This window comes from Phormidium sp. CCY1219, from assembly GCF_055795085.1.
Window position 1 is genome coordinate 1 of sequence record NZ_JAYFEQ010000687.1, and the last position, 25526, is coordinate 25526.

The 25526-nt window shown below is 51.7% G+C and carries 18 protein-coding genes; 12 read left to right on the forward strand and 6 right to left on the reverse strand.

Features of this window, described 5'->3' with window-relative positions:
* Nucleotides 1-577: 577 nt before the first annotated feature.
* Nucleotides 578-1999, reverse strand: coding sequence for a pyruvate kinase (gene pyk / locus AC0QH1_RS20105; protein WP_324633079.1), 1422 nt, complete (start codon nucleotides 1997-1999; stop codon nucleotides 578-580).
* A 616-nt stretch (nucleotides 2000-2615) separates the two neighbouring features.
* Here pyk and AC0QH1_RS20110 point away from each other — a divergent pair.
* The 5 genes from AC0QH1_RS20110 to AC0QH1_RS20130 all read left to right on the forward strand — a co-directional run bounded on the left by AC0QH1_RS20110 (nucleotide 2616) and on the right by AC0QH1_RS20130 (nucleotide 9891).
* Nucleotides 2616-3950, forward strand: a complete 1335-nt coding sequence (locus AC0QH1_RS20110) for a diacylglycerol/polyprenol kinase family protein (protein WP_324633080.1) — start codon at nucleotides 2616-2618, stop codon at nucleotides 3948-3950.
* Nucleotides 3951-4210: 260 nt separating this feature from the next.
* Nucleotides 4211-5236 (forward strand): GNAT family N-acetyltransferase, encoded by a 1026-nt coding sequence (locus AC0QH1_RS20115; protein ID WP_324633082.1) that lies wholly within the window; start codon nucleotides 4211-4213, stop codon nucleotides 5234-5236.
* A gap of 317 nt (nucleotides 5237-5553) precedes the next feature.
* Nucleotides 5554-7155, forward strand: coding sequence for an AMP-binding protein (locus AC0QH1_RS20120; protein ID WP_324633083.1), 1602 nt, complete (start codon nucleotides 5554-5556; stop codon nucleotides 7153-7155).
* A 390-nt stretch (nucleotides 7156-7545) separates the two neighbouring features.
* On the forward strand, nucleotides 7546-8355 hold the full coding sequence (gene tatC, locus AC0QH1_RS20125) for a twin-arginine translocase subunit TatC (protein ID WP_324633084.1): 810 nt from the start codon (nucleotides 7546-7548) through the stop codon (nucleotides 8353-8355).
* Between the two features lie 396 nt (nucleotides 8356-8751).
* Nucleotides 8752-9891, forward strand: coding sequence for a PAS domain-containing sensor histidine kinase (locus tag AC0QH1_RS20130; RefSeq protein WP_324633085.1), 1140 nt, complete (start codon nucleotides 8752-8754; stop codon nucleotides 9889-9891).
* A gap of 116 nt (nucleotides 9892-10007) precedes the next feature.
* Here the strand turns inward: AC0QH1_RS20130 and AC0QH1_RS20135 are convergent, their stop codons facing one another.
* Nucleotides 10008-10325 carry a DUF3067 family protein gene (locus AC0QH1_RS20135; protein WP_324633086.1) on the reverse strand — a complete coding sequence of 106 codons (318 nt, stop codon included), beginning with the start codon at nucleotides 10323-10325 and terminating at the stop codon, nucleotides 10008-10010.
* A gap of 270 nt (nucleotides 10326-10595) precedes the next feature.
* Here AC0QH1_RS20135 and petC point away from each other — a divergent pair, with 270 nt between their 5' ends.
* The 5 genes from petC to AC0QH1_RS20160 all read left to right on the forward strand — a co-directional run bounded on the left by petC (nucleotide 10596) and on the right by AC0QH1_RS20160 (nucleotide 15086).
* Nucleotides 10596-11135 (forward strand): cytochrome b6-f complex iron-sulfur subunit, encoded by a 540-nt coding sequence (petC, locus tag AC0QH1_RS20140; protein ID WP_324633088.1) that lies wholly within the window; start codon nucleotides 10596-10598, stop codon nucleotides 11133-11135.
* A gap of 85 nt (nucleotides 11136-11220) precedes the next feature.
* A complete protein-coding gene (gene petA / locus AC0QH1_RS20145) occupies nucleotides 11221-12210 on the forward strand; it encodes a cytochrome f (protein ID WP_324633090.1) in 990 nt (329 codons plus the stop codon).
* Between the two features lie 169 nt (nucleotides 12211-12379).
* Nucleotides 12380-13228, forward strand: a complete 849-nt coding sequence (locus tag AC0QH1_RS20150) for an alpha/beta fold hydrolase (protein WP_324633113.1) — start codon at nucleotides 12380-12382, stop codon at nucleotides 13226-13228.
* 103 nt (nucleotides 13229-13331) lie between these two features.
* A complete protein-coding gene (gene psbQ, locus AC0QH1_RS20155) occupies nucleotides 13332-13775 on the forward strand; it encodes a photosystem II protein PsbQ (protein WP_324633092.1) in 444 nt (147 codons plus the stop codon).
* A 192-nt stretch (nucleotides 13776-13967) separates the two neighbouring features.
* Entirely contained in the window at nucleotides 13968-15086 is a 1119-nt protein-coding gene (locus AC0QH1_RS20160) for an NAD(P)/FAD-dependent oxidoreductase (RefSeq protein WP_324633093.1), read from the forward strand.
* A gap of 148 nt (nucleotides 15087-15234) precedes the next feature.
* On the opposite strand, the gene AC0QH1_RS20165 is transcribed toward AC0QH1_RS20160, so the two are convergent.
* Together AC0QH1_RS20165 and AC0QH1_RS20170 are read right to left on the reverse strand one after the other, a co-directional pair.
* The gene (locus tag AC0QH1_RS20165) at nucleotides 15235-15585 is read right to left on the reverse strand and encodes an FHA domain-containing protein (RefSeq protein ID WP_324633094.1); all 351 of its coding nucleotides are present in this window, start codon (nucleotides 15583-15585) and stop codon (nucleotides 15235-15237) included.
* A gap of 510 nt (nucleotides 15586-16095) precedes the next feature.
* Nucleotides 16096-16365: a hypothetical protein gene (locus AC0QH1_RS20170; RefSeq protein WP_324633095.1), complete on the reverse strand. Its 270-nt coding sequence runs from the start codon at nucleotides 16363-16365 to the stop codon at nucleotides 16096-16098.
* A 14-nt stretch (nucleotides 16366-16379) separates the two neighbouring features.
* On the opposite strand from AC0QH1_RS20170, the gene AC0QH1_RS20175 reads away from it, so the two are divergent.
* Nucleotides 16380-20276 carry a PAS domain-containing hybrid sensor histidine kinase/response regulator gene (locus AC0QH1_RS20175; RefSeq protein WP_324633096.1) on the forward strand — a complete coding sequence of 1299 codons (3897 nt, stop codon included), beginning with the start codon at nucleotides 16380-16382 and terminating at the stop codon, nucleotides 20274-20276.
* 51 nt (nucleotides 20277-20327) lie between these two features.
* Here the strand turns inward: AC0QH1_RS20175 and AC0QH1_RS20180 are convergent, their stop codons facing one another.
* On the reverse strand, nucleotides 20328-21461 hold the full coding sequence (locus AC0QH1_RS20180; RefSeq protein WP_324633097.1) for a BtaA family protein: 1134 nt from the start codon (nucleotides 21459-21461) through the stop codon (nucleotides 20328-20330).
* Between the two features lie 60 nt (nucleotides 21462-21521).
* On the opposite strand from AC0QH1_RS20180, the gene AC0QH1_RS20185 reads away from it, so the two are divergent.
* Nucleotides 21522-22556 (forward strand): leucine-rich repeat domain-containing protein, encoded by a 1035-nt coding sequence (locus AC0QH1_RS20185; RefSeq protein ID WP_324633098.1) that lies wholly within the window; start codon nucleotides 21522-21524, stop codon nucleotides 22554-22556.
* Between the two features lie 106 nt (nucleotides 22557-22662).
* Here AC0QH1_RS20185 and AC0QH1_RS20190 read toward each other — a convergent pair whose 3' ends face one another.
* A complete protein-coding gene (locus tag AC0QH1_RS20190) occupies nucleotides 22663-25308 on the reverse strand; it encodes a PEP/pyruvate-binding domain-containing protein (protein WP_324633099.1) in 2646 nt (881 codons plus the stop codon).
* Nucleotides 25309-25526 lie beyond the last annotated feature (218 nt).

Here is a 25526-nt window from a genome sequence, read left to right on the forward strand (position 1 = left end):
TAGGCTGGTCAGGTGGTTAGAAGTACAAGCCCCTGGCTTTAGACATGGGGTTGGTTTCTACGGAGTCCCTGACGGGGGCGATCGCGCTGTTGCCGTGGAGCCTTTCCCCCTCTGGGCTATGGCATCGCTTACTCTAACGCGCTTCGTTTCCCCAACTGTGCCCTCAAATTGCCCAGTTTTGGTTCAAAGGGAGATGAGCTGGATTTGATAGTACCATTTTTCGCGGATGATAGAACAGTTGATGGAGGGGAGAGGGGAAAACAAGGCGACTCCGCCGGTGCAAGGGTTGGGCGATCGCAACCCTTGAGAATGAAACAGCCCCCTCATCACCCCGAGGGGCGAGTTCTCTGTGCCCCCCAGCATACCCTCATATGAACTCGCCCCCACCGGATCCTCCTAACGCCGACGAACAAAACCGCGTGCCCCATTGAGAATTCCTCGAGAACACGCGCCGTAATGGTCCGGTTAACGGCTTTGAAAAGCGGGGGATTGAAATACCGCCGTGACCCTGCAAGAGGCTGAGTGGCGTCGCTTTTTTGAGCCTGCTTTGCAATTCAATGGCATCGATTCTGTGGCGTTAAACCGCATAACTTTCCCCGATGCGATGCACTTTTATCAAGTTAGTCACCCCGGTAATCGGGAGGGGCAATCCCGCAACGATCGCCACCAAATCCCCCTTCGCGAGCAATCCATGTTCCACCACCGCCTGTTCCACAAGGGCGATCATTTCGTCGGTACTAGATACCTCTTCCAGTTGCAGGGATTGCAAACCCCAATAAAGACTCACCCGCCGCCGCACTAATTCATCGGTGGTGACGGCGATCGCCGGAATCGCTTGCCGATACTTAGAGAGCAATCGCGCGGTGAAGCCATGTTCGGTAAAGCAAATAATCGCCTTAGCTTTCAAATTCTCTGCTAATTGGCAAGCCGCATGAACCACGGAATTTCCGAGAACCTGTTCCTGCACTCCGTTAACATACTTTGTAGAAGCACTCAACTGCGCCTCTGCGGTTTCGGCAATCCGCGCCATCATTCTCACTGCTTCCACCGGATACTGTCCCACGGCGGTTTCCCCAGACAGCATCAGTACGTCGGTGCCATCGAGTATCGCATTGGCAATATCGGAAACCTCGGCGCGAGTCGGGCGCGGGTTGCGGATGATGGATTCGAGCATTTGCGTCGCCACGATCGCCGGTTTGAGGTGCGATCGGCAGGCTTGCAAAATCGACTTTTGAATCATTGGCACTTTTTCTAAAGGGATTTCTACCCCTAAATCTCCCCGCGCCACCATCACCGCATCGGCAGTGGCAATAATTCCATCCAGGTCATCGAGTGCCTCGTGACGCTCGATTTTGGCAATCACATGGGCATCCTTTTCTTTGCGCCCGATCGCCCCTTTCACTTCTTTGATATCCGATGCCTCTCTAACAAAAGAAAGCGCCACGTAATCCACATCATGCTCCAAGCCAAAGTCCAGATCGTCCATATCTTTTTGGGTCAGGGCTGGCGTAGAAATCGAGGAATGACGCAGGTTAATTCCTTTGTTGCTTTTCAACGGCCCGCCATCAATCACCGTGCCGTGAATTTCTTTGTCAAACACGCGATCGGCGAGAATCGAAATCAATCCATCATCGAGTAATATCGTGTCTCCTTCCTTCACGTCATTGGCCAATCTTTTATAAGTAGAACTAAATCGTTCCGCATTACCGATGACTTCCTGCATGGTAATCACCGTGGTTTGCCCCGGTTCGAGAACCACGCCGTCTTCCATTTCCCCAACGCGAATTTTTGGTCCTTGTAAATCCTGGAGAATCGCGATCGGTTTTTTCAATTTAGCAGATACTTCTCGCACTAGGCGAATGTTTTGCTCGTGACTTTCGTAGGTGCCGTGAGAAAAGTTCAAACGCGCCACATCCATGCCAGCCAGCGCCATTGCTTCGATAGTTTTGCGATCGCAACTAGCAGGACCGAGAGTGCAGATAATTTTTGTTTTACGCATGACCGTTAAATTGCTCTAAACGAACGACTTCAGATATTGACAAGCCAATCAGGATAACTCAGGCTAACGAATTTAATTTTAGCAAATCCTCGTTTATCCCATGAAACCCGATAACCTCAAAAATACTATTATAATTTTCTAGCGATTAAGTGAGTGTTCGCTGCGCTACATGAAGGGAAACGCGAGAAAGTTGTTTTCCCCAGGGGAAAGCCATGCCTTCCCCGCCTCTTTGTTGTTTCGGCGAATTTTTCCCTTTCAACTATCACCCATACCTCCAGAAACATAACCCGATTGCATCCAGTGTTTATTACACTAACCCAACGGGGCAAACAGGTTAAAAAAAATTTTTCTTCTGCCATAAGATTGCGTAAGGTTTTCGCTGAAAATACAACCCTTTGATAGACACCGCTCCCTAGACCCCCCATAGTTACCTCGACTAACCGTTTGCACAAGCGACGGTTCCCATCCGATCGCAGATCCCTGAGCTAAATTATCAAGATTTTTTGCAATTTCGAGACAATTGCTTCTAAATTTGTTATAACTCTAACCAATCAACCGACAAATCGATGGTTTGAGGCTCTAACCCCACTCATTTTCAAGTGTATAAACCATTACAATGATGACAAACCCTTGGATCGGCATCAGTGTGGTGCTCGCCATTCTCGGTACCGCGATCGCCGCTTTAACCGTATTTAAGCGCAAGGCAAATCCGCACCCGGAACTGTTGCGGAAACTGCTGCACGTGCAGATGGGATTGGTGACGATCGCCTTTCCCTGGATGTTTCGCGAATCTTGGCCGGTGTTTCTCCTTGCCGCGATCGCCATTGGTCTCATGTTGGCGCTCAAAACCATCAAATCCTTACAGCAAGTGGGCGAGGTGGTTCATCGCGTGGGGCGGCGATCCCTGGGAGAAATATACTTTCCCCTTTCGGTTGCGGTAGTGTTTTGGTTGGCCCAGGGTCACTGGATTCTGTACTGCATTCCCATCCTCGTCTTAACTTTAGCCGATGCCGTCGCCGCCGCGATCGGCTTGCGCTATGGCACCGTGCGCTATACAACCACCGACGGACAGAAAAGTGCCGAAGGTTCCATTGCCTTTTTTACCCTCGCCTTTCTCACAACTCACGTCCCCTTGCTGCTGCTGACGGACACCCCGCGCGCGCAAACCTTGCTGGTGAGCGCGATTCTGGGACTGCTGGTGATGCTCATGGAGGCGATCGCATGGCAGGGACTGGATAACCTCTTCATCCCCCTCGGCAGCTTTGTCGTGCTGAAAATGTATCTCCCTTTAACCGTTCCCGAACTCACCGCCCGGGCGATCGGTGTGGCGATTCTCGTCGCCTTCGTCCTCATCTGGCGCGATCGCACCACCCTCAACGACAGCGCCTTACTCGGCGTCGCCTTAGCCGGTTACGCCAGTTGCTTTCTCGTCAGCTTCCAGTGGATACTCCCACCCCTGATTCTATTTCTCAGTTACTCCCTCCTGTGTCCCTGGACGAAAGTCTATAACCAACGCCGTCACGATATCTACGCGGTGATGAGCATTTCCTTTACCGGCGCGTTATGGTTGCTGCTGGCCAGAATTTTCCACCAACCCCAACTTTTTTACCCCTATACTATCGCCTTTGCCGCCCATTTGGCGATTATCGATCTGGTTATCCCCAAGGAACATCCCCGGATGCCAAAGCGCAAATTTCTTACGTTTGCCCTCACCGCTATTCTCAAAAGCGGACTGCTGTTGTTCGTTCCCTATGCGATTCTCGAAGGCGCAATCCTGCCCCATCTTCCCCTTGCCTTCGCCGCGATCGCCCTTGCCGCATTTTCTCACTGTTGCGCCGAGTTCCTCCTGCGCCAATGCCCCCACCATCTGCCCCTGTGGGTGATTCGCGCCGCGATCGTTACCCTATGTTCGGCGATCGGGTTAATTCCCCTTTATCCGATTCCGGGGTAAGGAGGAAAACGAGAATTGAGAATTGAGAATTGAGAAAATACTTCTGAGTTTTGGGGCAATGATTCGCTTAACTTACAAATTAACCGCTTGTTTCTTGGATCGGCCTAGAAACGCCACTTTTGAGGCTCTGCTTCTTTGAAAAACTCTCCCCCATGCCCATTAAATGAGCAAACAGGTATGACCTCATCCCCAACTGCGCCAAGGTAACTGTCCGAAAATTGTCAATTTGCCATAAAATTAAAAGAAAACAGCCAGGAAACATGACCAGCGATCGCCTAATTTCAATTCCAATCACTCCCCAGGCGCAACTCATTGCGTCTTGGCAAGAACATGCCGCCCATCTCACCAGCTTATCCCCCGTCAGTGGGCAACAGTTGCAGCAAGAATCCCCCGATGCCCATTGGATGCTGGTGAGGGACGATCGCGAACTGGTTGCCCGATGTTCCCTGTGGTGGAACGCAACCCCACCCCTAGAAGACCATCGCGTGGGGGCGATCGGGCATTATGGCGCTGTGGATGCCCCTGCCGGCGAGCAATTATTGCACCACGCTTGCCAAGAACTGAGCGATCGCGGTTGTACCATCGCCATCGGACCGATGAATGGTAACACCTGGCGAAGCTACCGCTTGATTTGCGATCGCGGTAGCGAACCGATATTTTTCTTAGAACCCAACAACCCCGAGGATTGGCCGCGCCATTTTACCGCCCAGCAGTTTACACCAATAGCACAATATAGTTCTGCTGTCAATACCGATTTAAGCCAAAGTGACCCCCGCCTGGAGCGCGTGCGCGATCGCCTAGAAAAGTTGGGCATTCACATCCGAAACCTGGAAATAGAACACTTTGAAACCGAATTGCAGCGCATTTACACTATCGCCAGTGTCAGTTTTCGCCAGAACTTTCTTTACACCCCAATTTCCGCAGAAGAATTTATCGCCCAATATCAAAAAATACGTCCGTATTTGCGTCCCGAATTCATCCCGATCGCCACCCATCGCGACCAACCAATCGGATTTTTATTTGCCCTGCCCGACTGGCTCGAAGCCGAACGAGACCCAGCAATCCATACCATCATCATCAAAACCGTCGCCGTTTTGCCCGGACGCCAGTATGCAGGGTTGGGGAATTTATTCGTTGCTCAATGTCAAGAAACCGCTAAAGAAATGGGATATACCCGCGCTATCCATGCCTTAATGCACGATGCCAATCCTTCCCGAAATCTTAGCGATCGCTACGCTAAAACCATCCGCCGTTATGCCCTATTTGCCAAACCGCTCAACCCCTAACCCACTGTAAAATTTCATTCATTCCCACTCCCAAAGTGTCTCCACTCCCCTAGGCAAATCTCATTGCAGCGCGATATATTTCAGTAGACGCTCTTTTCCCCGATTCCCCACCGATACGCGAAAATTCCCGTTGAAGAATTTTGAATTAAAAATTTCAAAAATCTGCATAACCAACAACCAGTAACCAAGGACAAATGACCCACGACAAATGACCAATGACCAACGATAGCTAAGTGCAAACTATTTTGCCCACCGCGTTATCCAATTGGTGCCGAGCGCTCATCCTCTCATCCACCCGCTTATCCACCCTCAGAGATATGAACATTGCCGAAATTCTACACAAACAAGTTGAAGAGTGCCCAGATACTCCAGCGATTCTGGATCTCACCCGAGGCAAAACTGGCACCGTGAGTTTTGCCGAACTCGAACTTGCGGCACGTCGCACTCAGACACTGTTGCGACAAAAGGGAGTACAGCCCGGGGATTCCCTGCTTTTGTTTCAGCCCATGTCGGTGGAACTGTACGTGGCGCTGATCGCGATTTTTCGGTTAGGAGCGATCGCCACTTTCCTGGATCCTTCAGCGGGCAAAGCCCATCTGGCTCGCTGCTGCACCCTGCGTCCTCCAAAAGCCTTAATCGCTAGCTTCAAAGCCCATTTTTTGCGCCTCCGCGCGTGGCAATTACAACAAATTCCCCTCAAATTTGCGATCGGATTTCCCTTTCCCGGAGCTACCTCCTGGAATCGTGCGAAAAAACTGGAACCCGACCCCCAGATCGAACCTTGTACCCCAGAAACGCCGGCGCTGATTACCTTTACTTCTGGAAGTACCGGCGAACCAAAAGCCGCTCAACGCACCCACGGATTTTTAATCGCACAGTACCGTGCCCTATCGAATGCGATCGCCCTTACTCCGGGGGAAACAGATTTGACCACCTTGCCGATTTTCTTATTAGCCAATCTCGCCTCTGGCGTCACCAGCGTGATTCCCAACGCTGACTTAAAATATCCTGGAGCGATCGCCCCCAAACCGATTTTATCCCAAATCAAAACACATCAACCCACCCGCACCGCCGCCTCCCCCGCCTTATTGGCGCGCCTCGCCCAAGAGTGCATCAAACGCAAGCAAACCCTGACCAATTTTCAAAAAATCTACAGTGGCGGCGCACCAGTATTTCCCCCCCTACTCGATCGACTGCATCAAATCGCGCCCCAAGCGGAAATCATCGGCGTTTACGGCTCTACCGAAGCCGAACCCATCGCCCATATTTCCCGCTCGGAAATCCACTCGAAAGATTTGCAAACCATGCAACAAGGTGGCGGATTGCTCGTGGGAAAACCCGTGGAAGAAATCCAACTAAAAATTATCAAAAATCGATGGGGAGAAGCGATCGGTCCGTACAATCGAGAAGAATTTTCCCAGCTCTGTAACGGGGTGGGAGAACCGGGGGAAATTGTGGTCAGTGGCGAGCATGTTTTGCCGGGATATTTATATGGCGTCGGCGATGAAGAAACCAAATTTAAAGTAGAAGAACAACCCTGGCACCGCACGGGGGATGCAGGATATCTGGATGAGGAGGGACGGTTGTGGTTGCTCGGGCGCTGCAAAGCCTGCATTACAGATAAATATGGAACCCTCTATCCGTTTGCGGTGGAATGCGCCGCCAATTTCAATTCCGACGTGCAATGTATTGCTTTTCTCTATTATAACTATCAGCGAACCTTGGTCATCGAAATGGCTCCGAAGAAAAGGCGGAAATCCGGGGTTTCGGTCGATCGCAGTTTGGCTTCCCTACTCGATTCCCTAAAATGGGCCAATATCGAAACCATTCGCGTGGTGGAAAAAATTCCGCTGGATAAACGGCATAATGCTAAAATCGATTATCCCGCATTAGAAAAAGTATTAGCTGAAGCAGAATAAGTGAGCTGTCCCAACCGCATCGCCGGAGGGTGCGTCACCCCCGCATTACATTTGGCTGAGATTCCACGGCTGGAAGTGCAGGGGTGACGCACCCTACTGTTATTGCGATCGAACCACGGGCTAGAGTCTCATATAAAAAATTGCCACGGTGGAATTTCTCACAAAAACCAGGCGTTGTTCCGCTAGATCCGGAAAATCACTGCCGCTTGTCTCGAATTTGCCCGCCTTTTTTCTCACTTAAGACCACCGTTCTATGCGCCCTTGGGATTGCCTCGCGAGGTTCATCCCTGACCACCCAGAGGCGCGATCGCCCGCGATGGATCCCGAATTGTCCTCACCCCCTCCCTTGCCACTAAAATAAAATAAAGAACCCTTGACAACATTTGACCCATGACGCCAAGCCCAGACATGGATACTGTTACCCAGCAAGATCCACCGAAACTGTACGACCCCGCCGACTATCAAGACCCGGAAGCGAATGACGAACTCGACGAGTTTCCCGATGAAGTGGAAATGTCGCTGTTTGACCACCTCGAAGAACTGCGGATGCGGATTTTTTATTCCATCATTGCCGTATTCTTCGCGATCGTCGGGTGTTTCTTGTTTGTCAAACCGATCGTGCAACTGCTCGAAATTCCCGCCCAAGGAGCCAACTTTTTGCAACTGGCACCGGGGGAATATTTTTTTGTCACCGTGAAAGTGGCGGGTTACAGCGGTTTGCTGGTGGCGAGTCCGTTTGTCCTTTATCAGATTATCCAATTCGTCCTTCCCGGACTGTCGCGCCGAGAACGCCGGGTTATCGGGCCGATCGTCTTGGGATCGACCCTGCTATTCGGCGTCGGTCTTTTCTTTGCCTATATTGCCCTGATCCCGGCTGCCCTGAACTTCTTTATTAACTACGGTTCCGGGGTGGTAGACCAGATGTGGTCTATCGATCGCTATTTTGAGTTCGTACTGCTGTTGTTATTCAGCACGGGATTAGCATTCCAGATCCCGGTCATTCAAGCCCTGTTGGGTTTGCTGGGGATCGTGTCTTCCGGGCAAATGCTGGCCGGTTGGCGGGTGGTGGTACTCGGCGCGGCTATTTTGGGGGGCGTTTTGACCCCGAGTACCGATCCCCTTACCCAAAGTCTTTTGGCCAGTGCGGTGCTGAGTTTGTATTTTGGCGGAATCGGTTTCGTAAAACTGATGGGGCGCTGATTGCTCCTGACCCCACTCGAACTCTGCCGCGATCGCGTTTTCCTGGGGATCGGATACCCCAGGGCGATCGCATTTTTTGCGTTTGAATTGCCCGCTTAAGCCTTGGCCTTCCCCCAGAGTTTCCCCCTTGAAAGCATTCCTTTCAGTTTTATGTCAAACTTCGCGGTGTTTGTAGTCAGGACTACTGAGCTAAAGCACGGAGATTTTCTATATTAATACCGTTGTCGTGCCAAAGCCGGGATCGATCTGCAAGCACACCCCGGCGAGGGGCAAGTCCCTCCGTTTCGCTCGCGGTTCGATCCAGACGCCGAAAGGCATTGGGTTCACCTGCATCTGTATTTCCACCAAAATTATTTGTTAGACGGGTTCAAGCTTTCATCCCTTATGGAGACTATTGTGACCGAGTTACCAGAGAAGCAGTGGGACATCCCACACAGAGTCGCTTTCCAGTGTAGCCATGTTCTGAACCGAGCGGCTGTGGGTATTTTTCAAGCCATTCCCCATCGGGGTTATGTTAGAGTCAATCAAACCCTGGCGCGAATTTTGGGTTACAATTCCCCAGAACAATTGCAAGCCAGCGTCACTAACAAAGGCGAGCAATTGTATGTGGATCCGAGGCGCTATGCCGAGTTGATGAATTTGTTGCAAGAGCGTCACTGGATTAAACATTTTGAGTCGCGGGTTTATCGCCAAGATGGGGAAATCATTTGGATTCGCGAACACCTGCGCCTCATTTGCGATCGCGACGGTCGTCCCTTGGGCTATCAAGGCATTGTGGAACCGCTGAGCGCACCCCAACAGACTCGAGAACCGGATGGCGTTGGGGAAACAACCCAACTGCTGTCGATGGTTTCCCACGAATTGCGCGCCTCTTTAACGGTGATTTCCGCCACCAACGATTTGCTCAAGCTTCACAGTCAAAAAATGACCCCCGAGCAACGTCTGAAATATTTTGAAAAAATCGGGGAAACTGTGAAAACAACCACAGAATTGATTGATGGGTTTCTTTGCCTCGGTCGAGCGGAATCTGGCCGGGAAAACCGCAAATTGGTTCCGGTTTGTTTTGCCAGTTTATGTCAAGATGTGTGGCAAGATGTAGCGGGAATTTCCGGTAAAACCCACCATTTTGTGCGGACGACTACTACAGAAAACGCTCAATTAACCAGCGACCCGACTCTGCTGCGGCAAATTCTGGTCAATTTGTTGGGCAATGCGGTTAAATATTCCCCCTCGGGGAGTACGATTTCTTGTGATTGGAATACGGTGAAGGGACAGTTTGTCTTCCGGATTAAGGACCGAGGTATTGGCATTCCAGAAGCGGATTTAGAGAATTTGTTTAACCTGTTTCATCGGGCTACAAATGTGTCGAATGCCTCGGGCACTGGAGTGGGTTTGGCGATCGTGAAGCGGGCGGTGGATTTGCTTGGCGGTCAAATCTGGGTCGCCAGTGAAGTGGGCGTGGGCACTGTCTTTACGATCGCCATGCCTCAATGTGCCGCCACGGAAACCATCGAGGATTTGTCTAAAACCGCTTGAGCGATCGCTGTCCCTCCGCTTGCCAGGGGTCTTACTGGTTTACAATTTGCAATAAGCAACTCATTTGAGATTTGAAGATGCCACTGGTGGCAACTGGAAATTAACAACCTGTGATTTTAAAAATTTTCCAACATCCATTCCGAGGCGCGTTCGCCTAAATCCAGGGGAATGCTAACGGCTTTTCCCAGGCGGGGGCGTTCCCGGGTTTGTTGGATGTAGGTTTGCACGCGATCGGTGCCTCCCCAAGCGTGGAGATAAAGGGCCACATCCTCCAAATGGGCCAGATATTCTGCCTCAGAGAGGGGGAAAGAGGCTTGTTCGAGGTATTTCCACATAATTTGCACGAAAATCTTGCCTTGAGTGCGCCGCATTTGGATGTCGTAAGAGCGGCCCCACTTATCGAGCAATAGCTGACGTAACTGCTGTCCGGTCATAGAGCAATCTGTCGAATCTGAGAACGATAGTTTACATTTTGTTACAATTCGGGGGGTTCTCCACGGTAAAAATGCGATCGTGCGCGACAAAGAATGTAATAATTTGTTGAGAAAGGCTCGATTAAGAGTCATTCTCTAATGATGGTCGCTGCCGAGGGAGGTAGTGGCTGAAGCGATATAGACGCATTCATTAAACTCCCGTTGACCAATTTTAGCTCTTTCCTGAGAGTCTAGGACATAGAAGTTAACACAGAGGTCGCAAATTCACTCATGGCTCAAGCTTCCGGAACTCCTGACGTACCCGGCATGGGGCGTCGCCAATTTATGAACTTCTTGACGTTCGGTGCTGTAACCGGCACGGCACTGGGCGCACTTTATCCAGTGGTTAAATACTTCATTCCCCCATCTGCAGGGGGTGCCGGTGGTGGTATTACCGCCAAAGATGCCTTGGGCAATGATATTAGCGTCAGCGAGTTTTTAAGCAACCACAAACCTGGCGATCGCACCCTAGCCCAGGGACTAAAAGGCGACCCCACCTACCTGGTGGTTCAGCAAGACGAAACCCTAGCGGAGTACGGACTCAACGCCGTCTGTACCCACCTAGGGTGCGTCGTGCCCTGGAACGCCAGCGAGAACAAATTCATTTGTCCCTGTCACGGTTCCCAGTACAACAGCGAAGGCAAAGTGGTGCGCGGACCTGCGCCATTATCCCTGGCACTGGTGAATGCCAACGTGGAAGACGATAAAGTCCTGTTCACCCCCTGGAAGGAAACCGACTTCCGCACCGGCGAAAAGCCGTGGTGGACTTAAGGCATCGCAATCTGTGCCCCTCGGACATTCGATTCCATTTCACCTGTTGTTATTTGACCGTTTAGCTGACATCTTCCCATTTCAGATGAAACTAACTTCCTTGTCGCGCATTTGGCGGCACAGCAGACAAGCGATCGCCAAAGGCATCCTGTTAGCTGTGGCAACCCTCGCCCTGTTCCTGATTTCCGACATTGCTGCACCCCAGTCAGCGGCTGCGTATCCCTTCTGGGCACAGGAAACCGCCCCGGAAACCCCCCGTGAAGCCACGGGACGCATCGTCTGCGCCAACTGCCACTTAGCGGAAAAACCCACCGAAGTGGAAGTCCCGCAAGCGGTGTTACCCGACACGGTGTTTGAAGCCGTGGTGAAAATGCCTTACGACACCAACGTGCAGCAAGTGACCGGTAGTGGCGAAAAAGGGCCATTGAATGTGGGTGCCGTTTTAATGCTGCCCGAAGGCTTCCAAATCGCACCGCCGGATCGCATTCCTGAAGAAATGCAGGAAAAAGTCGGCGGATTGTACTTCCAGCCCTACAGCGAAGACCAGAAAAACGTGGTAATCGTCGGGCCGTTACCGGGCGAACAGTACCAAGAAATCGTTTTCCCCGTGCTCTCGCCCAACCCCGACACCGACAAAAACATCAAATACGGTAAATATGCCGTTCACGTCGGCGGAAACCGAGGACGCGGACAGGTTTACCCTGCCGGCAACAAGACCAATAATGCCGTCTATAACGCCTCTGAAGCGGGAACCATTACTCAAATTACCAAACCCGAAAGTGGGGGTTATGAAGTCACCATCGAAATGGCTGATGGTGAAACCGTAGTGGATACCATTCCCGCCGGACCGGAATTGATCGTGTCGGAAGGTGAAGAAGTGAGTGCCGGTCAAGCCCTAACCGATAATCCCAACGTCGGCGGTTTCGGTCAAGTGGATACCGAAATCGTCCTGCAAAGTTCGGCGCGGATTAAAGGATTGCTCGCCTTCTTCGCGATCGTTACCCTGTCTCAAATTATGCTCGTCTTGAAGAAGAAACAGGTCGAGAAAGTTCAAGCCGCCGAAATGAACTTCTAAGTTCTCAATCGATTGGCTACATATCTTTGGGGGCACTGCCCCCCTTTTTTTTAAGCATTCCTGTAGGGTGGGCAATTCCTTGCCCACCCTACTGCTACAGGAATGCTGAAAAGACGGGCAGGGGAAATGCGGTAAGCTCAAAACGTTGACTATGGTAGTGACAAAAATCGTGGGCATTGAAGAGAAACGAATTGAAGTCGGGGGGCTGGAGTGGTACTATCTGGAAGCCAAGCCGGAGTCAGAAACTGACAAAGCGCCGGTGGTGCTGTTGCATGGGATACCGGCGGTGAGTTTTTGCTGGACCGAGGTGATGCCAGACCTGGCTCAACAAGGATTTCGGGCGATCGCCCCAGATTGGATTGGCTGTGGGTTGTCCGCGAAACCGAATAAAAGCGACTTTGCCTATACGCCGGATGCATTTGTGGAAGCCCTCGATGGGTTTTTGACCAGCTTGAATCTCGATCGCTTTCATCTGGTGGTGCAAGGCTTTTTGGGATCCGTGGGATTGCAATTCGCCCTGCGTCATCCGGAGAAAGTGGTGCGTCTGGCGATTCTCAACGCCCCCGTGACCCCGAAGGCGAAGTTACCCTGGAAAATTCAGCAACTCGGTTTGCCCTTAGTGGGAGACATGATGACCCAAGACCCCCTATTAGTCGATCGCACCCTGGAAACCGGTAGCGGGTACACCATCTCCGAGCAAGATTTAGATATGTACCGCCGCCCGTTTTTGAAAAGTTCCGCCGCAGGGCGATCGCTGTTGACCATCGTTCGCAACCTGCAACTGAAATCGGCAATGGGGGAAATTGCCAGCGGATTTCCGGAGTGGAGCCAACCCACCCTGGTGTTGTGGGGGACTCGCGACCCTTGGCTGCCCATCGACGACGCCAAGGCTTTCGCGCAAATTCTAGAGGATGGGGAATTTATCGCCATCGAAGAGGCGGGTCACTATCCACAAGAACATTGGTCCGAACCAGTCATCGAGGCGCTTGTCCCGTTTCTGCGGCGCATGGCGGTGTAAATCAGGGTTGGGGTTGCGCTGAAAGCCGAATTAATGAACAATGAACCCAATCTTGATATATTTTTGTTGAATGAATCAGTTAGTGAAAGGAAAAAACCACGTTATGGGACGTTTTCGGTCAATTCTTGCTTCTATTCTGGCATTGGTGATGGTGTTTGTGGTGAGCTGCGCTCCCCAACAAGCGGCCAAACCCCCGGTTTATTCGCCCAGTCAGCTCGAGATTATTGCAGAATATAAAGGAGACCTGCTCAGTCTGCGCGATCGCATGAGCGAACTGGAACAGTTAATCGTGGATCGCAAATGGGTTGATGTGGAAACCTTTATCCACGGTCCGCTTGGCGATTTGCGCCGGGATATGAGCTATGTCACCCGCAATCTCGACGATCGAGAACAAAAAACCGCCCGTCGCAAATCCCAAGCGCTGTTTAGCGATTTAGAGGCGATCGATGCGGCGGCGGCTGAAGCTGACTACAGCGAAGCTGTGGAAAAATATGGGGAAGCGATCGTCGATTTTGATGCGTTCTTGGATTTAATTCCGAGTGCTTAATCCTCGAATCTAAATATTTTCCCGGGAATAACCCCTGTGGGGGCGGGCTTAGCGCGCGATCGCCCGCTTCGCGCCCGCCCTGAATTTTTCTCGGAAAACCCCAGGCGATTGCTTGGGGTTGGGGAGAAGCGGCGGTTATGAGTTTGGCTTCCCCCCTGGTTTATCCGATGACTTTTATTGGGGGACAAAACAATGACTCGCGTTGTAATTGTTGGATGCGGTGTGGTTGGTGCCGCGATCGCTTACGAATTGAGTTTGATTCCCAACCTGAATATTACGGTGGTCGATCGCCAAGAACCGGCGCAAGAATGTACCGCCGCCGCATTGGGGGTGATGATGGGCATCATCAGTCACAAAGTGAAAGGGAGGGGCTGGCGGTTACGCGAAACCAGTCTGCGGCGCTACGAAACTTTGATTCCGGAGTTAGAAGCGATCGCTGAGGGTCATATTCCCTACAACCGACATGGCATTCTCAAGCTCTGCTTTCCCGGTGAAGATATGGCTAAATGGGAACAATTGGCTGCCACTCGTCGCGATCGCGGCTGGCAATTGGAGATTTTACCGCCTTATGAGGCGCGAATGGCCTATCCCCAGCTTGCGGATTTAGACATGGTGGCGGCGGTGTATTCGCCCCAAGACCGCCAAGTGGATCCGGTGGCCTTGACCCGCGCTTTGGTCGCCGCCGCCGAACGCAATGGGGTTTCGTTTCAGTTTGGCGTCGCGGTGGAGGATGCGAATTATACTGAAAAAAGTGAGACACAAAGTATCTGCGATCGCGTAGAAACCAGCAACGGCAGTTTAGAACTCGATTGGCTCGTGGTGGCCGCCGGACTGGGTTCTACTCCCCTCACCGCACATCTCGAACGCCCGGTAGACATTCGCCCGGTTATCGGACAAGCCTTGCAGCTTCAGATGGATAATCCCATCGGCGATGCCACAGAGCAACCGGTGATTACGGGAAATGACGTACATATTGTACCCTGCATTGGCGGTTCGGAGGCGATTACGGACTATTGGGTGGGGGCAACGGTGGAATTCCCGGAACCGGGTAGGGATATCGCAGGGGATCCGGCATTGTTAGAAGAACTCCGCACCCAAGCATTGCAATTTTGTCGCGCATTAGCGCAGGCCAAAACGGTCCGCACCTGGTCGGGATTGCGTCCGCGTCCGGAAGGGCAACCCGCCCCGATTATCGGCCCGTTAGCTGGATTTGAAAATGTTTTGTTGGCCACTGGGCATTATCGCAATGGGGTGTTGTTGGCACCGGCAACCGCTTTAGAGATTCGCGATCGCATCGCCGCCAGTGAATAAAACGCCCCTGCATCGCCTAAAGGATCTCGGGACAACGAACGATTCCGCGTCCCTCAACACTCCAGGGTCTATCGGTAATTTCCCGGAGGTTTTTAAATGTGATTTCCGCAAAATCACGGTTGACAATTTTCTCCTATTTGTTAACTTTTTATCCCACCAGTAAGTGGGCTTGGTGTTGGCGAACGTTTTTAAATTGATGGGCCTTTTTATAAATGGCAATTTGCGGACCCGATCGCGCCAAACGGATGATGGTTCCATCGATGACGGGGGCTTGCACGATCGGGCGATCGTTCACGTAAGTCCCATTTTGGCCTAAATTCAGGATTTTCCAATTGCACCCGATGCGGTGCAGTTCCAGGTGGTGGCGGGACACCACCGCGCTGTAGAGAATCACGTGGTTATCGAGGGCACGCCCGATACGAATCACGTCTTCGTTCTCAAAGGTCCAACTTTGAGAAGGGGTTTGTTGATTAGGATGCACCAAGTTCAGAGTAATCACCTTCTACTCCGGAGTATTAATAATTAGATATCTCAATATCATAGGACGAAAAGGGTGGGAAAAAAGTTTCGGGAGAGACTAAATCTTTCATAGATTCCGAAAAAAATTTTATCTCCCCGATTGAAGCCGCTTTTATGATAGAATTACTTTCTGCTTTGATGCGAAGAACTGGTTTGGTAATTTTCGATACTTTCGCCAAAAATGTTAATTGTTAATTGTTAATTGTTAATCTCCGTCAATGAGATTTTCCCAAGGAACCAGGAGGGGTGACGCCCCCTCAAGCGGCGTTGCGGGGGGGCGCTCTATGGAAACAGAGTTTTGCAAGGGTGAGTGGGTATGAGTCAAAAATTCTAAATTTTAAATTTTCAATTCTAAATTTTCAATTTCGTAACAGCCGGATAACAGGTTCACCCCTTCCCCGAGACGATCGCCCTTGAACAGTGGTGTCATACAACATGTGTGACGATCGCAGAGGATGAGCGATCGCACCTTTTTTTTGCAAAAAGGAATTTAGGGGGAGAGCAAGGGAGAGAGGGGAACATAAAGGGAGCGTCGGTCATCGAGCGATCGTCTGGTAAGATAGGGACGAGAAAGAAGGGCGATCGCCAAGATTGATGCCTCTAGAGAGATGACAGCAAAAGCGCTTTTCTTGCGATCGGCGTTTTCCCACTGGAGACAGAACTGCGTATTTACAAGCAGCCGCCTCGCGATCGGCCCGACGAGCAGGGGATAATGATTGAGAAACGTTATTTCCCACCTGTAGTCAGTAAAAACACTCAATCGCGCAAAAAACAATGGTATTGATGAATTTGTTTTCCGACAGCTTCATTCCCCACGGGCATTGCTACCTGTGGAAACCGCCCTTAGTCGGGTTGCATATCTTCTCCGACGCCTTAACCGCCCTCGCGTACTATTCCATTCCGGCGATGCTGGTGTACTTCGTCAACAAAAAAGAGCATTTGCCCTTTCCCTGGATTTTCTGGATGTTTAGTGCCTTCATCCTTTCGTGTGGCACCACGCATTTGATGGAAGTCTGGACCTTGTGGCACCCCACCTACTGGGTTTCCGGGGCGATCAAAGCCATAACGGCACTCATCTCGTTAATCACCGCCGTGCTATTAGTGTGGATTATTCCCAAAGCGCTGAGTCTTCCCTCTCCGGAGGAACTGCAACAAGCCAATCAGCAACTAGCGCAAGAAATGAAGGAACGGGAGATTGCCCAAGAGGCACTGGCAAAAAGCGAAAAGCGCTTTCGTGCGATTTTCAACCAAGCCTTTCAATTTATCGGGTTACTCGCCACCGACGGAACGGTACTGGAAGTCAACCAAACTGCCCTAGAATTTAGTGGTTTAAAGCATGAAGAAGCGATCGCCAAGCCCTTTTGGCAAACGCCGTGGTGGAGTGCGCCGAGGGTGGAGGAAAAGCCGATAGGGTTTGCCAAATATGCGCGAGGGGCAATCGAAAAAGCACTGCAAGGGCAGGTGGTGAGAACGGAATTCCAAGTGCCCAGCGTCAACGGCAAATTAGTGACCATTGATGCGTCTTTCAAACCCGTCATCGACGAATTCGGTGAAGTCAGCCTGATTATTGCCGAAGGGCGGGATATTACGCAGCACAAGCGCATCGAAGAGGAGTTGCGCCAGTACAAAAAACACCTAGAACTGATGGTAGAAGAGAGGACCTTTGCCCTAACCCAGGCAAACGAGCAACTGCAGCGGGAAATGAGAGATCGCTTTCAAGTGGAAGTCGCCCTAGGCAAAAGTGAAGCGAGATTTCAAACCTTAGCCGATAACGTTCCGGGAATGATTTATCAATTCCGACTGCAACCCAACGGGAACATGTCCTTTCCCTTTGTCAGTTCTGGTTGTCGAGACATTTACGAACTAACACCGCAACAGATTCAGAACAACCCCCTGGAAATTGAGAACCGAATTTATCCAAGTCATCGCCAGAGTTGGAGACACTCGGTGATGCGATCGGCACAAACGCTAATTCGATGGCAGTGGGAAGGGCGGATCGTCACGCCTTCGGGAAAGTGCAAGTGGATTTCCGCCTCATCCCGTCCCGAAAAGCAATTTAACGGCGACATTCTCTGGGATGGCGTGGTGATGGATGTGACGGAACGCAAACAAGCGGAAGCCGCACTGCGCGAGAGTCAGGAGCGATTGCAGCTTGCCTTAGACGGAACCGAACAAGGATTGTGGGATTGGAACGTCACCAGCGGATCGGTGTATTACAGCCCGCAGTGGAGTCGAATGCTCGAATACGATGTAGATGAAATCGAAGCGACGATGAACGCGCGCGATCGGTTAATTCACCCCTTAGATTTACCCCAAGTGCAGCAGGCGTTACAGGCGCATTTAGAAGGGGAAACCTCGGTGTATGAAATGGAATATCGGATGCAGACGAAATCCGGGGATTGGAAATGGATGTTAGATCGCGGTAAAGTGTGCGAGAGAGATGCCCGGGGCAGAGGGATGCGCGTTATCGGGATTCAGCGGGATATCAGCGATCGCAAAGCCTATGAAGCCGCCTTAGTGGAAGCGCGAGAAGCCGCATTGCAATCCCTCTCGATCCGCTCACAGTTTCTCGCCAACATGAGCCACGAAATCCGCACCCCGATGAATGGGGTATTGGGCATGGCACGATTGTTACTGCAAAGCGACTTAACCCCGAAACAGGGAGACTTTGCCCGCACAATCCACAGCAGCGCCCAACATTTGCTTAGCGTGATTAACGATATCCTCGACTTCTCGAAACTGGAAGCCGGTGAGATGGAGTTGGAGACCTTGGACTTCAACTTAGATACCTTTATGGAAGAAGTCGTGGAAATTCTCACCGCCCAAGCGGAAATGAAAGGGCTGGAGTTGGTGGTGCTGGTGTATTCGCAGGTGCCGCGACTGTTGCGCGGGGATCCGCGTCGGTTGCGTCAGATTTTGCTCAACTTGGTGGGGAATGCGATTAAGTTTACCGACAGCGGCGATGTGGTGGTACAAGTCGCCTGGGCCGGTGCCACGGATAGCACTTTGCGCCTGCGCTTTAGCGTCACGGATACCGGGGTGGGAATTTCCCCGGAAGGACAGGAAAAGCTGTTTCGCTCGTTTTCTCAGGTAGATGCTTCTACCACGCGCCAGTATGGCGGCACCGGTCTGGGACTGGCGATTTGCAAGCAGTTGGTGGAATTGATGGACGGCGAAATCGGCGTAGAAAGTGAGGTCGGCGTTGGCTCGACGTTTTGGTTTACCGTAGAAGTGCAGAAACAATGCGATGCAATGTCGCCCCCCATGCCTCTGGATTTGGCAGGGCGCAGATTGTTAGTGGCTGCCGAACCGCGCAAGACCCGGCAAGTGGTACAATATTTAGCACATTCCTGGGGAATGCACTCCGATGCGGTGGCTTCCGGGGAAAGGGCGCTGCAGGCAATGCGACAGGCGATCGCGCGTCAGCAACCCTATGATGTGCTACTGCTGGACGTGCAGTTAGCTTCCGGCGAGGGAGAAGACTCCCCCATCGAGATGGTACGTCGCCATCCGCAGTTGGGGCAAACGCGGTTGTTGCTGCTCACTTCCTTGCAACAGCGCGATCGCGTGGAGGAGTTGCTGGGGAAAGGCTGTTGCGATTATCTGCTCAAACCGGTGAAAACCTCTCAGTTATTTGAAAAACTGGTGGCGGCGGTACTTGCCGATCCGGCGGTGGCGGATTGTAGCACAACCCAGTTGACGCGAGAAGTGGCGGCGGTGAGAAGTCAAGTGGCATTTGCCAAGCGCAACCCAGAGGCGATCGCCCAAGAATCAGAAACATCCCGCCCCCCAATCGACGACGCCCCCGCCTCACCCCGGGTTTCTTCCTCACAAAAACTCGAACTGCGAATTTTGGTGGCGGAAGATCATCCGGTGAATCAGCAAGTGATTCTCAGTCAACTGGAAGCTTTGGGGTATCAGGCAGAATGTGTGGCCAACGGTGAGGAATTGCTCGATCGCTGGTCGCAAGAGGAGTGGGATTTGGTGCTGATGGATTGTCAGATGCCCGTGAAAGACGGCTATCAGGCGACGCGAGAACTGCGCCAACGGGAGGCAAATAGCGAGCGTCATACGGCGATCGTCGCTCTCACCGCTCACGCGATGCCCGCCGAACGAGAGAAATGCCTCGCGGTGGGAATGGATGACTATCTCAGCAAACCGGTGGAACTCGATGACCTATCCGACGTGCTAGAACGCTGGATCGCACCGGAATCGCAGCATAGCCGCCGCCCTGCAGAACGCGAGACAGAAACCGCACCTCCCGCCTCGCCCCCGACCTCGCACAATGGCCAAGTAGCACAAAACCCCTCGGACGATACACCGCTGAATCTGCAACGGTTGCACAACCTCTCCCGGGGCAAAATTGCCTTGCAAAAACGACTGTTACAAGCGTTTCTGGATGCGGCGGATTCGGATATTGATGCCTTGGGACAAGCGATCGCATCGGTGGATTTGGAGGCCATTGAAAAACTCGCCCATCGCTTGAAAGGATCGGCGGGCAATGTGGGGGCTGAAACGTTATCGGCGATCGCCTCCCAACTGGAACAATGGGCGAGTCACACCCACCCTCAGTCCACCGATTCTCCGGACAAAGCTCAGGGGTATTTTCAGGAGTTACAACACCAATTGGAACGGCTACAAGTGTTCGTTCAAACCCAACTGCAATCCTAAGCAGGGGACATGCAATAAGGCGAGGGGGTCGCCTTGAGATCCGGGGATCCCTTAAACAATTTCTTCCACGATAAAATTACTGTAGAAAAATGCTTTATCTTTTCGGTGCAATTCCCGGGCGAAGTTATCCAGCGATCGCAGGCGATCGCTGAGAAATTCCGGACGCTGACGCGGGACTAGCATATTCCAATACACCAACCGCGCCCCAGACCGCCCGGATTTTATCAACCGGGATAATAACTGATGATAATTATCCGGGGACATATATTCAAAAATATCGCTCAGATTGTAAGCATCAATGGCCGATTCTCCCATGCGGTCTAAAAAGGTTTCTACCGAACAACAATGCCATTCTAAGCGATGCAGGTTGTCGCGAATTGCGGCAAAATTTTCCGGGCGCAGGGCGTAAGGTAAGGCGGTGGTATGATAGCCTTTTAGTATCCATTGTAAATAGGGATTTTCTGCCGGATTCAGTTCCGTGAGGGCGTAGGCGGTTTGGTTTAAAATGCGATCGGCCACTGTGCCTTCTACATATTGGAAAAAGCTCGGATCCCTTCCCAGACGCCCCATGACGAAACGCGAAAAAAACACGCGAAATAACAGTTGCCAGCGCCAAGTATTCCATTTTTCTCGATAGAAAACTTGCCGGGTTTCTAAGCAACCCCCCGCCAAAAGTTCGTCAATGCGATCGCTTCGGTGAACCCAAGGCAACAGGCGATCGCGAAATAGGGCAAAATAGCGCTCGAATTTTCCTGCCGTACCAATTCCGCTGGCAATTTCCTGGGGATGACTGTCCCAAAATTGCTGCACTTTTGGGGATAAATGCGGACGACAGCGGCGATAAAATTGCGCGCGACAGGCGGAGATTTCTTGTGCCTCCTTGCTGCCTTTTTTGCCAGGATTTTGACTTCCGATAAAGGTTAACAATTCTGGATGGGTGAGTTCGCGATAGGCGGCGACGCGCAATTCCAAACAAGCGAGTTGAGAAACACTTAAATCGAGGGCGATAACTTTTGCGGGAGACTGACTCAGCATCGCCAAGGCGTTATCCCCCGCCGAGGCGATCGCCAAACAAGTTTCTCCCGGTTGGATATCCAATGCGGGCAATAAAATATCCGCGTCTTCCCAACATTGGGCATAACGAATGGTAGAAAAATCCGCGCGATCGGCAACTTCAGCATTCATAAGCACATCTGTATTAATAGGTTAGTCCTCGCAACCAATGTAATTTAGGAGATACTTGCCATGTGGCAAACGCTTTTCTCTCGATTCTACACCCCGAAAACCAATCATGGGGAAAAACCCTCGCCCAAGCGCCAGCGCGGTGTAGCAGTTTCCCTGGGATTAATGTTAACCTTAGTCGGATACGCTTTGCCAATCTCTGCGGGCGAATCCAAACAGGTGGAAAATTTTCGCACCTTTGGCGAATGGTGTACCAACCGCCTGCGTCTCGCCCCAGAAACCCAACGAACCATCGACGCTTTATTAGAAGAAGCGGGAACCACCGATTGCGATCGCGCCCAAGACGCCCTTTCCCGGCGCAGCATTCTCCCCTTCAGCAACCGCCAAATTTCCGACCTCAGACCCCTCGCTTCCCTCACCAATTTACAACTCATTTACCTGAGTCGCAATCAAGTTTCCGATATCAGTCCCCTCGCCGGTTTGACTAACCTGCAATATCTCTATCTCAGCAGCAATCAAATTCGCGATATCCAACCCTTACTCTCTCTGGAAAACCTCACCACCCTAGACCTCTACGATAACCAAATCTCCGACATCACTCCCCTGCAATTTTTAACCAATCTCGACACTCTTTTTCTGGGACGCAATCAAATTGCCAACCTTACTCCCTTGTCTTCCCTCAACAATGTAACGCGCCTCTCCCTGGATTTCAATCAAATCTCGGATTTGAGTCCGCTTTCCTCCTTAACTAACCTAAAAGAACTCTTCCTCAGCAGCAATCAAATTGCCGACCTCAGACCCCTGTCTTCTCTCACGAATCTCGATAAGTTGTTTCTGACTGGCAATGAGATTTCAGATGTTAGCCCCCTGTCTTCTTTGAATCAGCTCGATACCCTATTTCTCAGCGTAAATCAGATTTCCGATATCAGCGCGATCGCCTTCTTGAACCGCTTAACCGAACTGAATCTTAGCAACAATGAAATTCGCGATATTACTCCCCTCGCTTCTTTAACCAATCTCGCCAAACTCGACCTGAGAAAAAACCCGATCGCCGAAACTACCTGTCCCATTACACCAGATTCGGTGTGCTTATTTTAGAATAATTTTCGCACCCGACAAGAGTCGATATAAATGCGAACAAAGCCCGCCTGCGCGGGCTATTTGTTTGGATAACAGGGTAATTCTGAAAACGAGTTTTTGGGAATTATAATTCAGGCGGAATTTTCCGCACGATTCCGCTGCTTCCATCCATTTCTACCCAATCGCCATCCGTTAACCATTGGGTGACGCCGGCAAGGGAAACAATCGCCGGAATGCCCATTTCTCGGGCAACAATTGCCGAATGAGATAACAAACTGCCGCGTTCCACCAGCAACCCCGAAGCTGCGGGGAATAACATAATCCACCCCGGATCTGTACGTTCTGCAACTAAAATCGAACCGGATTCTAGCACTGCATTTTTTGGATTGGAAACCACTTGCACTTTGCCTCGGACAATACCGGGACAACATCCCAATCCTTGGTGCGAATCGCCGGTTTTTTGCGGCAAAGTTTCGCCATTTAGGGTTAGGTTGGGTAATGGCGCAGAAAAGGGATTTCCCAGATAAACGATGCCGCGCGTTTCAAAGCGATCGCCCGGTGGGGGTGAGTCCTGGTAAGTGGCAAATTCCTGCTGACGCAAGGCAACTAATCCTTTTAAATTGGTGGTGGTAGAGGTTCCCTCGATATATCCGAGAATTTCGTTGACTTCCAGGTAGAAAATATCCCGGGTTTCGGCGAGCAATTCTTCTGCATAAAAGCGCTTGCCGATTTCCAGAAAAATGCGGCGAACTCGTCCGAATAAGCGGGTGCGTTCAAAGCGAAGATTTTCGCGATCGCGCACCCGATTGCGGGCATTTTTCAGCACCCAAGCAAACAGGATTTGCCGCAATTTATGGGAGTGTAATGCTTCTTTTACTTTTGCTTCTGCGGCGCAGCGCGGGGAAAGCGGGGCATCCGTTGGGGGCGGTTGATGTTTTGCAGCGGACCGCGACAAATGACCGACTGCCCGCAATAAAGGCAAGGGGTCATCGTGGAGGGTAGAACTTTCTAATTTCAGTTCGTCCATGCAGCGATCGCCGAATTTAGCCAAGTATTCTTCATATTTTTCTCGAAACTGCGGCCACTGTTTTATTCCTCGGAGAATTTCGCCTAAAGACCCCTCACACAACAGCGCCGGCAGGGGAGAATTTTCCCGGGCAATTTCTGCCATTTCTTTAACCCGTTTGGCGGGTTCGGCGCTAATCATGCCCCCTTCGCCACTAATTAAATCATTTTGCAGAGTTCCTTCCCCATCGCCGCACCAGTTTTCGGTCAGTTTTCGCAAGACGCCATAGAAAATCATGGCGAAAAAATCATTAACCAAGGGGGCGTCCCAGCGGGTGAGCAATTGGTGTTCTAAATCGCGATAATAGGCGGCTAATTCATCAGCGCGCAGGGATTTAGGCGGGGCAGGTAAGGGGGTATTCAAGGCGCGATCGAGTCGGAGATAAAAGCGTTTGATATTGGCGGGCAATCGGAAATAATTAACGAACAAACCGACAATTGTGCCGCTGAGTCGGAGGGCATCTTGCAGGCGATTTGGGGAAGAAGGGGGTTGAATTTGTGCGAGAATCTCTTCCGAGAGGGGTTCTTTTACCCCCATCATTTGTTCCATAAATCGGCGATTGACGGTAAATCCGGGCAAGGTGGCGAGAACCCGATACCAGCTTAAGAGATTGTAATACACTCGCCCGCGAATCAAACCCAGCATCCGGCTAAAGGTGACGCGATTTTGGGCAATGGTTTCCCGGGGGACGCCCATCAGCTTGCAAAACTGTTTGTAGACTTCTTCGTAGGCACGACGGGCGAAGGAAAAAGTGAGCGGAGTGGTGACGCCGCCGTAGCTTTCGGCAATGTTGCTGTTATCCCAGAGATTCAGCGCCCCGTCGGGGTCGGGTAGAGTTGTGAGGGAGGTGATGGGTCGCGATTGCAGCAAGTATAGTTTATCGTCGGCGATCGCCCATTCGATATCTTGCGGGCGGTGGAAGTGTTGCCCCAGTTGTCGCACCAGTTTCGCCACCGCGCCTATGCGATCGTCCCCCAAGGCGGATTGATTGGCCCGATCCTCGGCAACTGGGGTCGCCACCACCCCTGCGCCATTTTCTCCAGAGTGGTGGGCGGTGGTTTTGCGGGCGATCGCCCGTTTGAGAATGTTTCCCCGGCGATCGACTTCGTAGGTGTCCGCATCGCACTCTCCGGAAACCAAAGCAGTCCCCAGTCCATATACCGCACTCACAATGGCTACCCCGCGTCGCCCCGACACCGGATCCGCCCCAAACGCAACCCCCGCCACCTCCGGATTCACCATCCGCTGAACCAGTACCGCAGGCGCTTGCGGCGCGCCCAAATTGCGTTCCCGACAATAAGCCAATACGCGATCGCTAAACCCGGATTTCCACACCTCTACCACCTTTTGCGGCACTTCTGCCGGTGGCACAAACAGAAAACTTTCCAACTGTCCCGCGAAGGAATGTTCCGCACTATCTTCCTCGATCGCCGACGATCGCACCGCCACCAGTTCCCCATGCGGGCACAGTTGCGCGATCGCCCGTTCGATGTCTTCTCTCACAGCATCCTCCATCAGGTCCTCCGCCCGATACTGCAAAATTCCCCCCCTCGCCAATAAATCTGCCTTGGGGGAAAATGCCTGCGGAGATACCACAAACCAGGGAGGAATCAGCACTCCAGCATCTTGCAACGCCGCCAATGCCCCCGCTTTTCCGCCTAACTGGGGATGCCGAGTCTCCGTCGCCTCAATAATGTTACCCATTGGCTTTTCCTTTTTTTCTCAGTGGGAATCTGCCACAATTTTAACGCAGGCGAAAGTCGGTGAATATTATGGGAAAAAAAGGAAATCTCAGGTGGGCATTGCCCACCCTACAGGTTTTGTATAAAATAGAAAAGAGTTGCTTGGGACATCCCCCCAACTGCTTACCGCGACCAACTGCTAAAGTATGAATGAGAACCTGGAGAAAAACCGCCCAACCA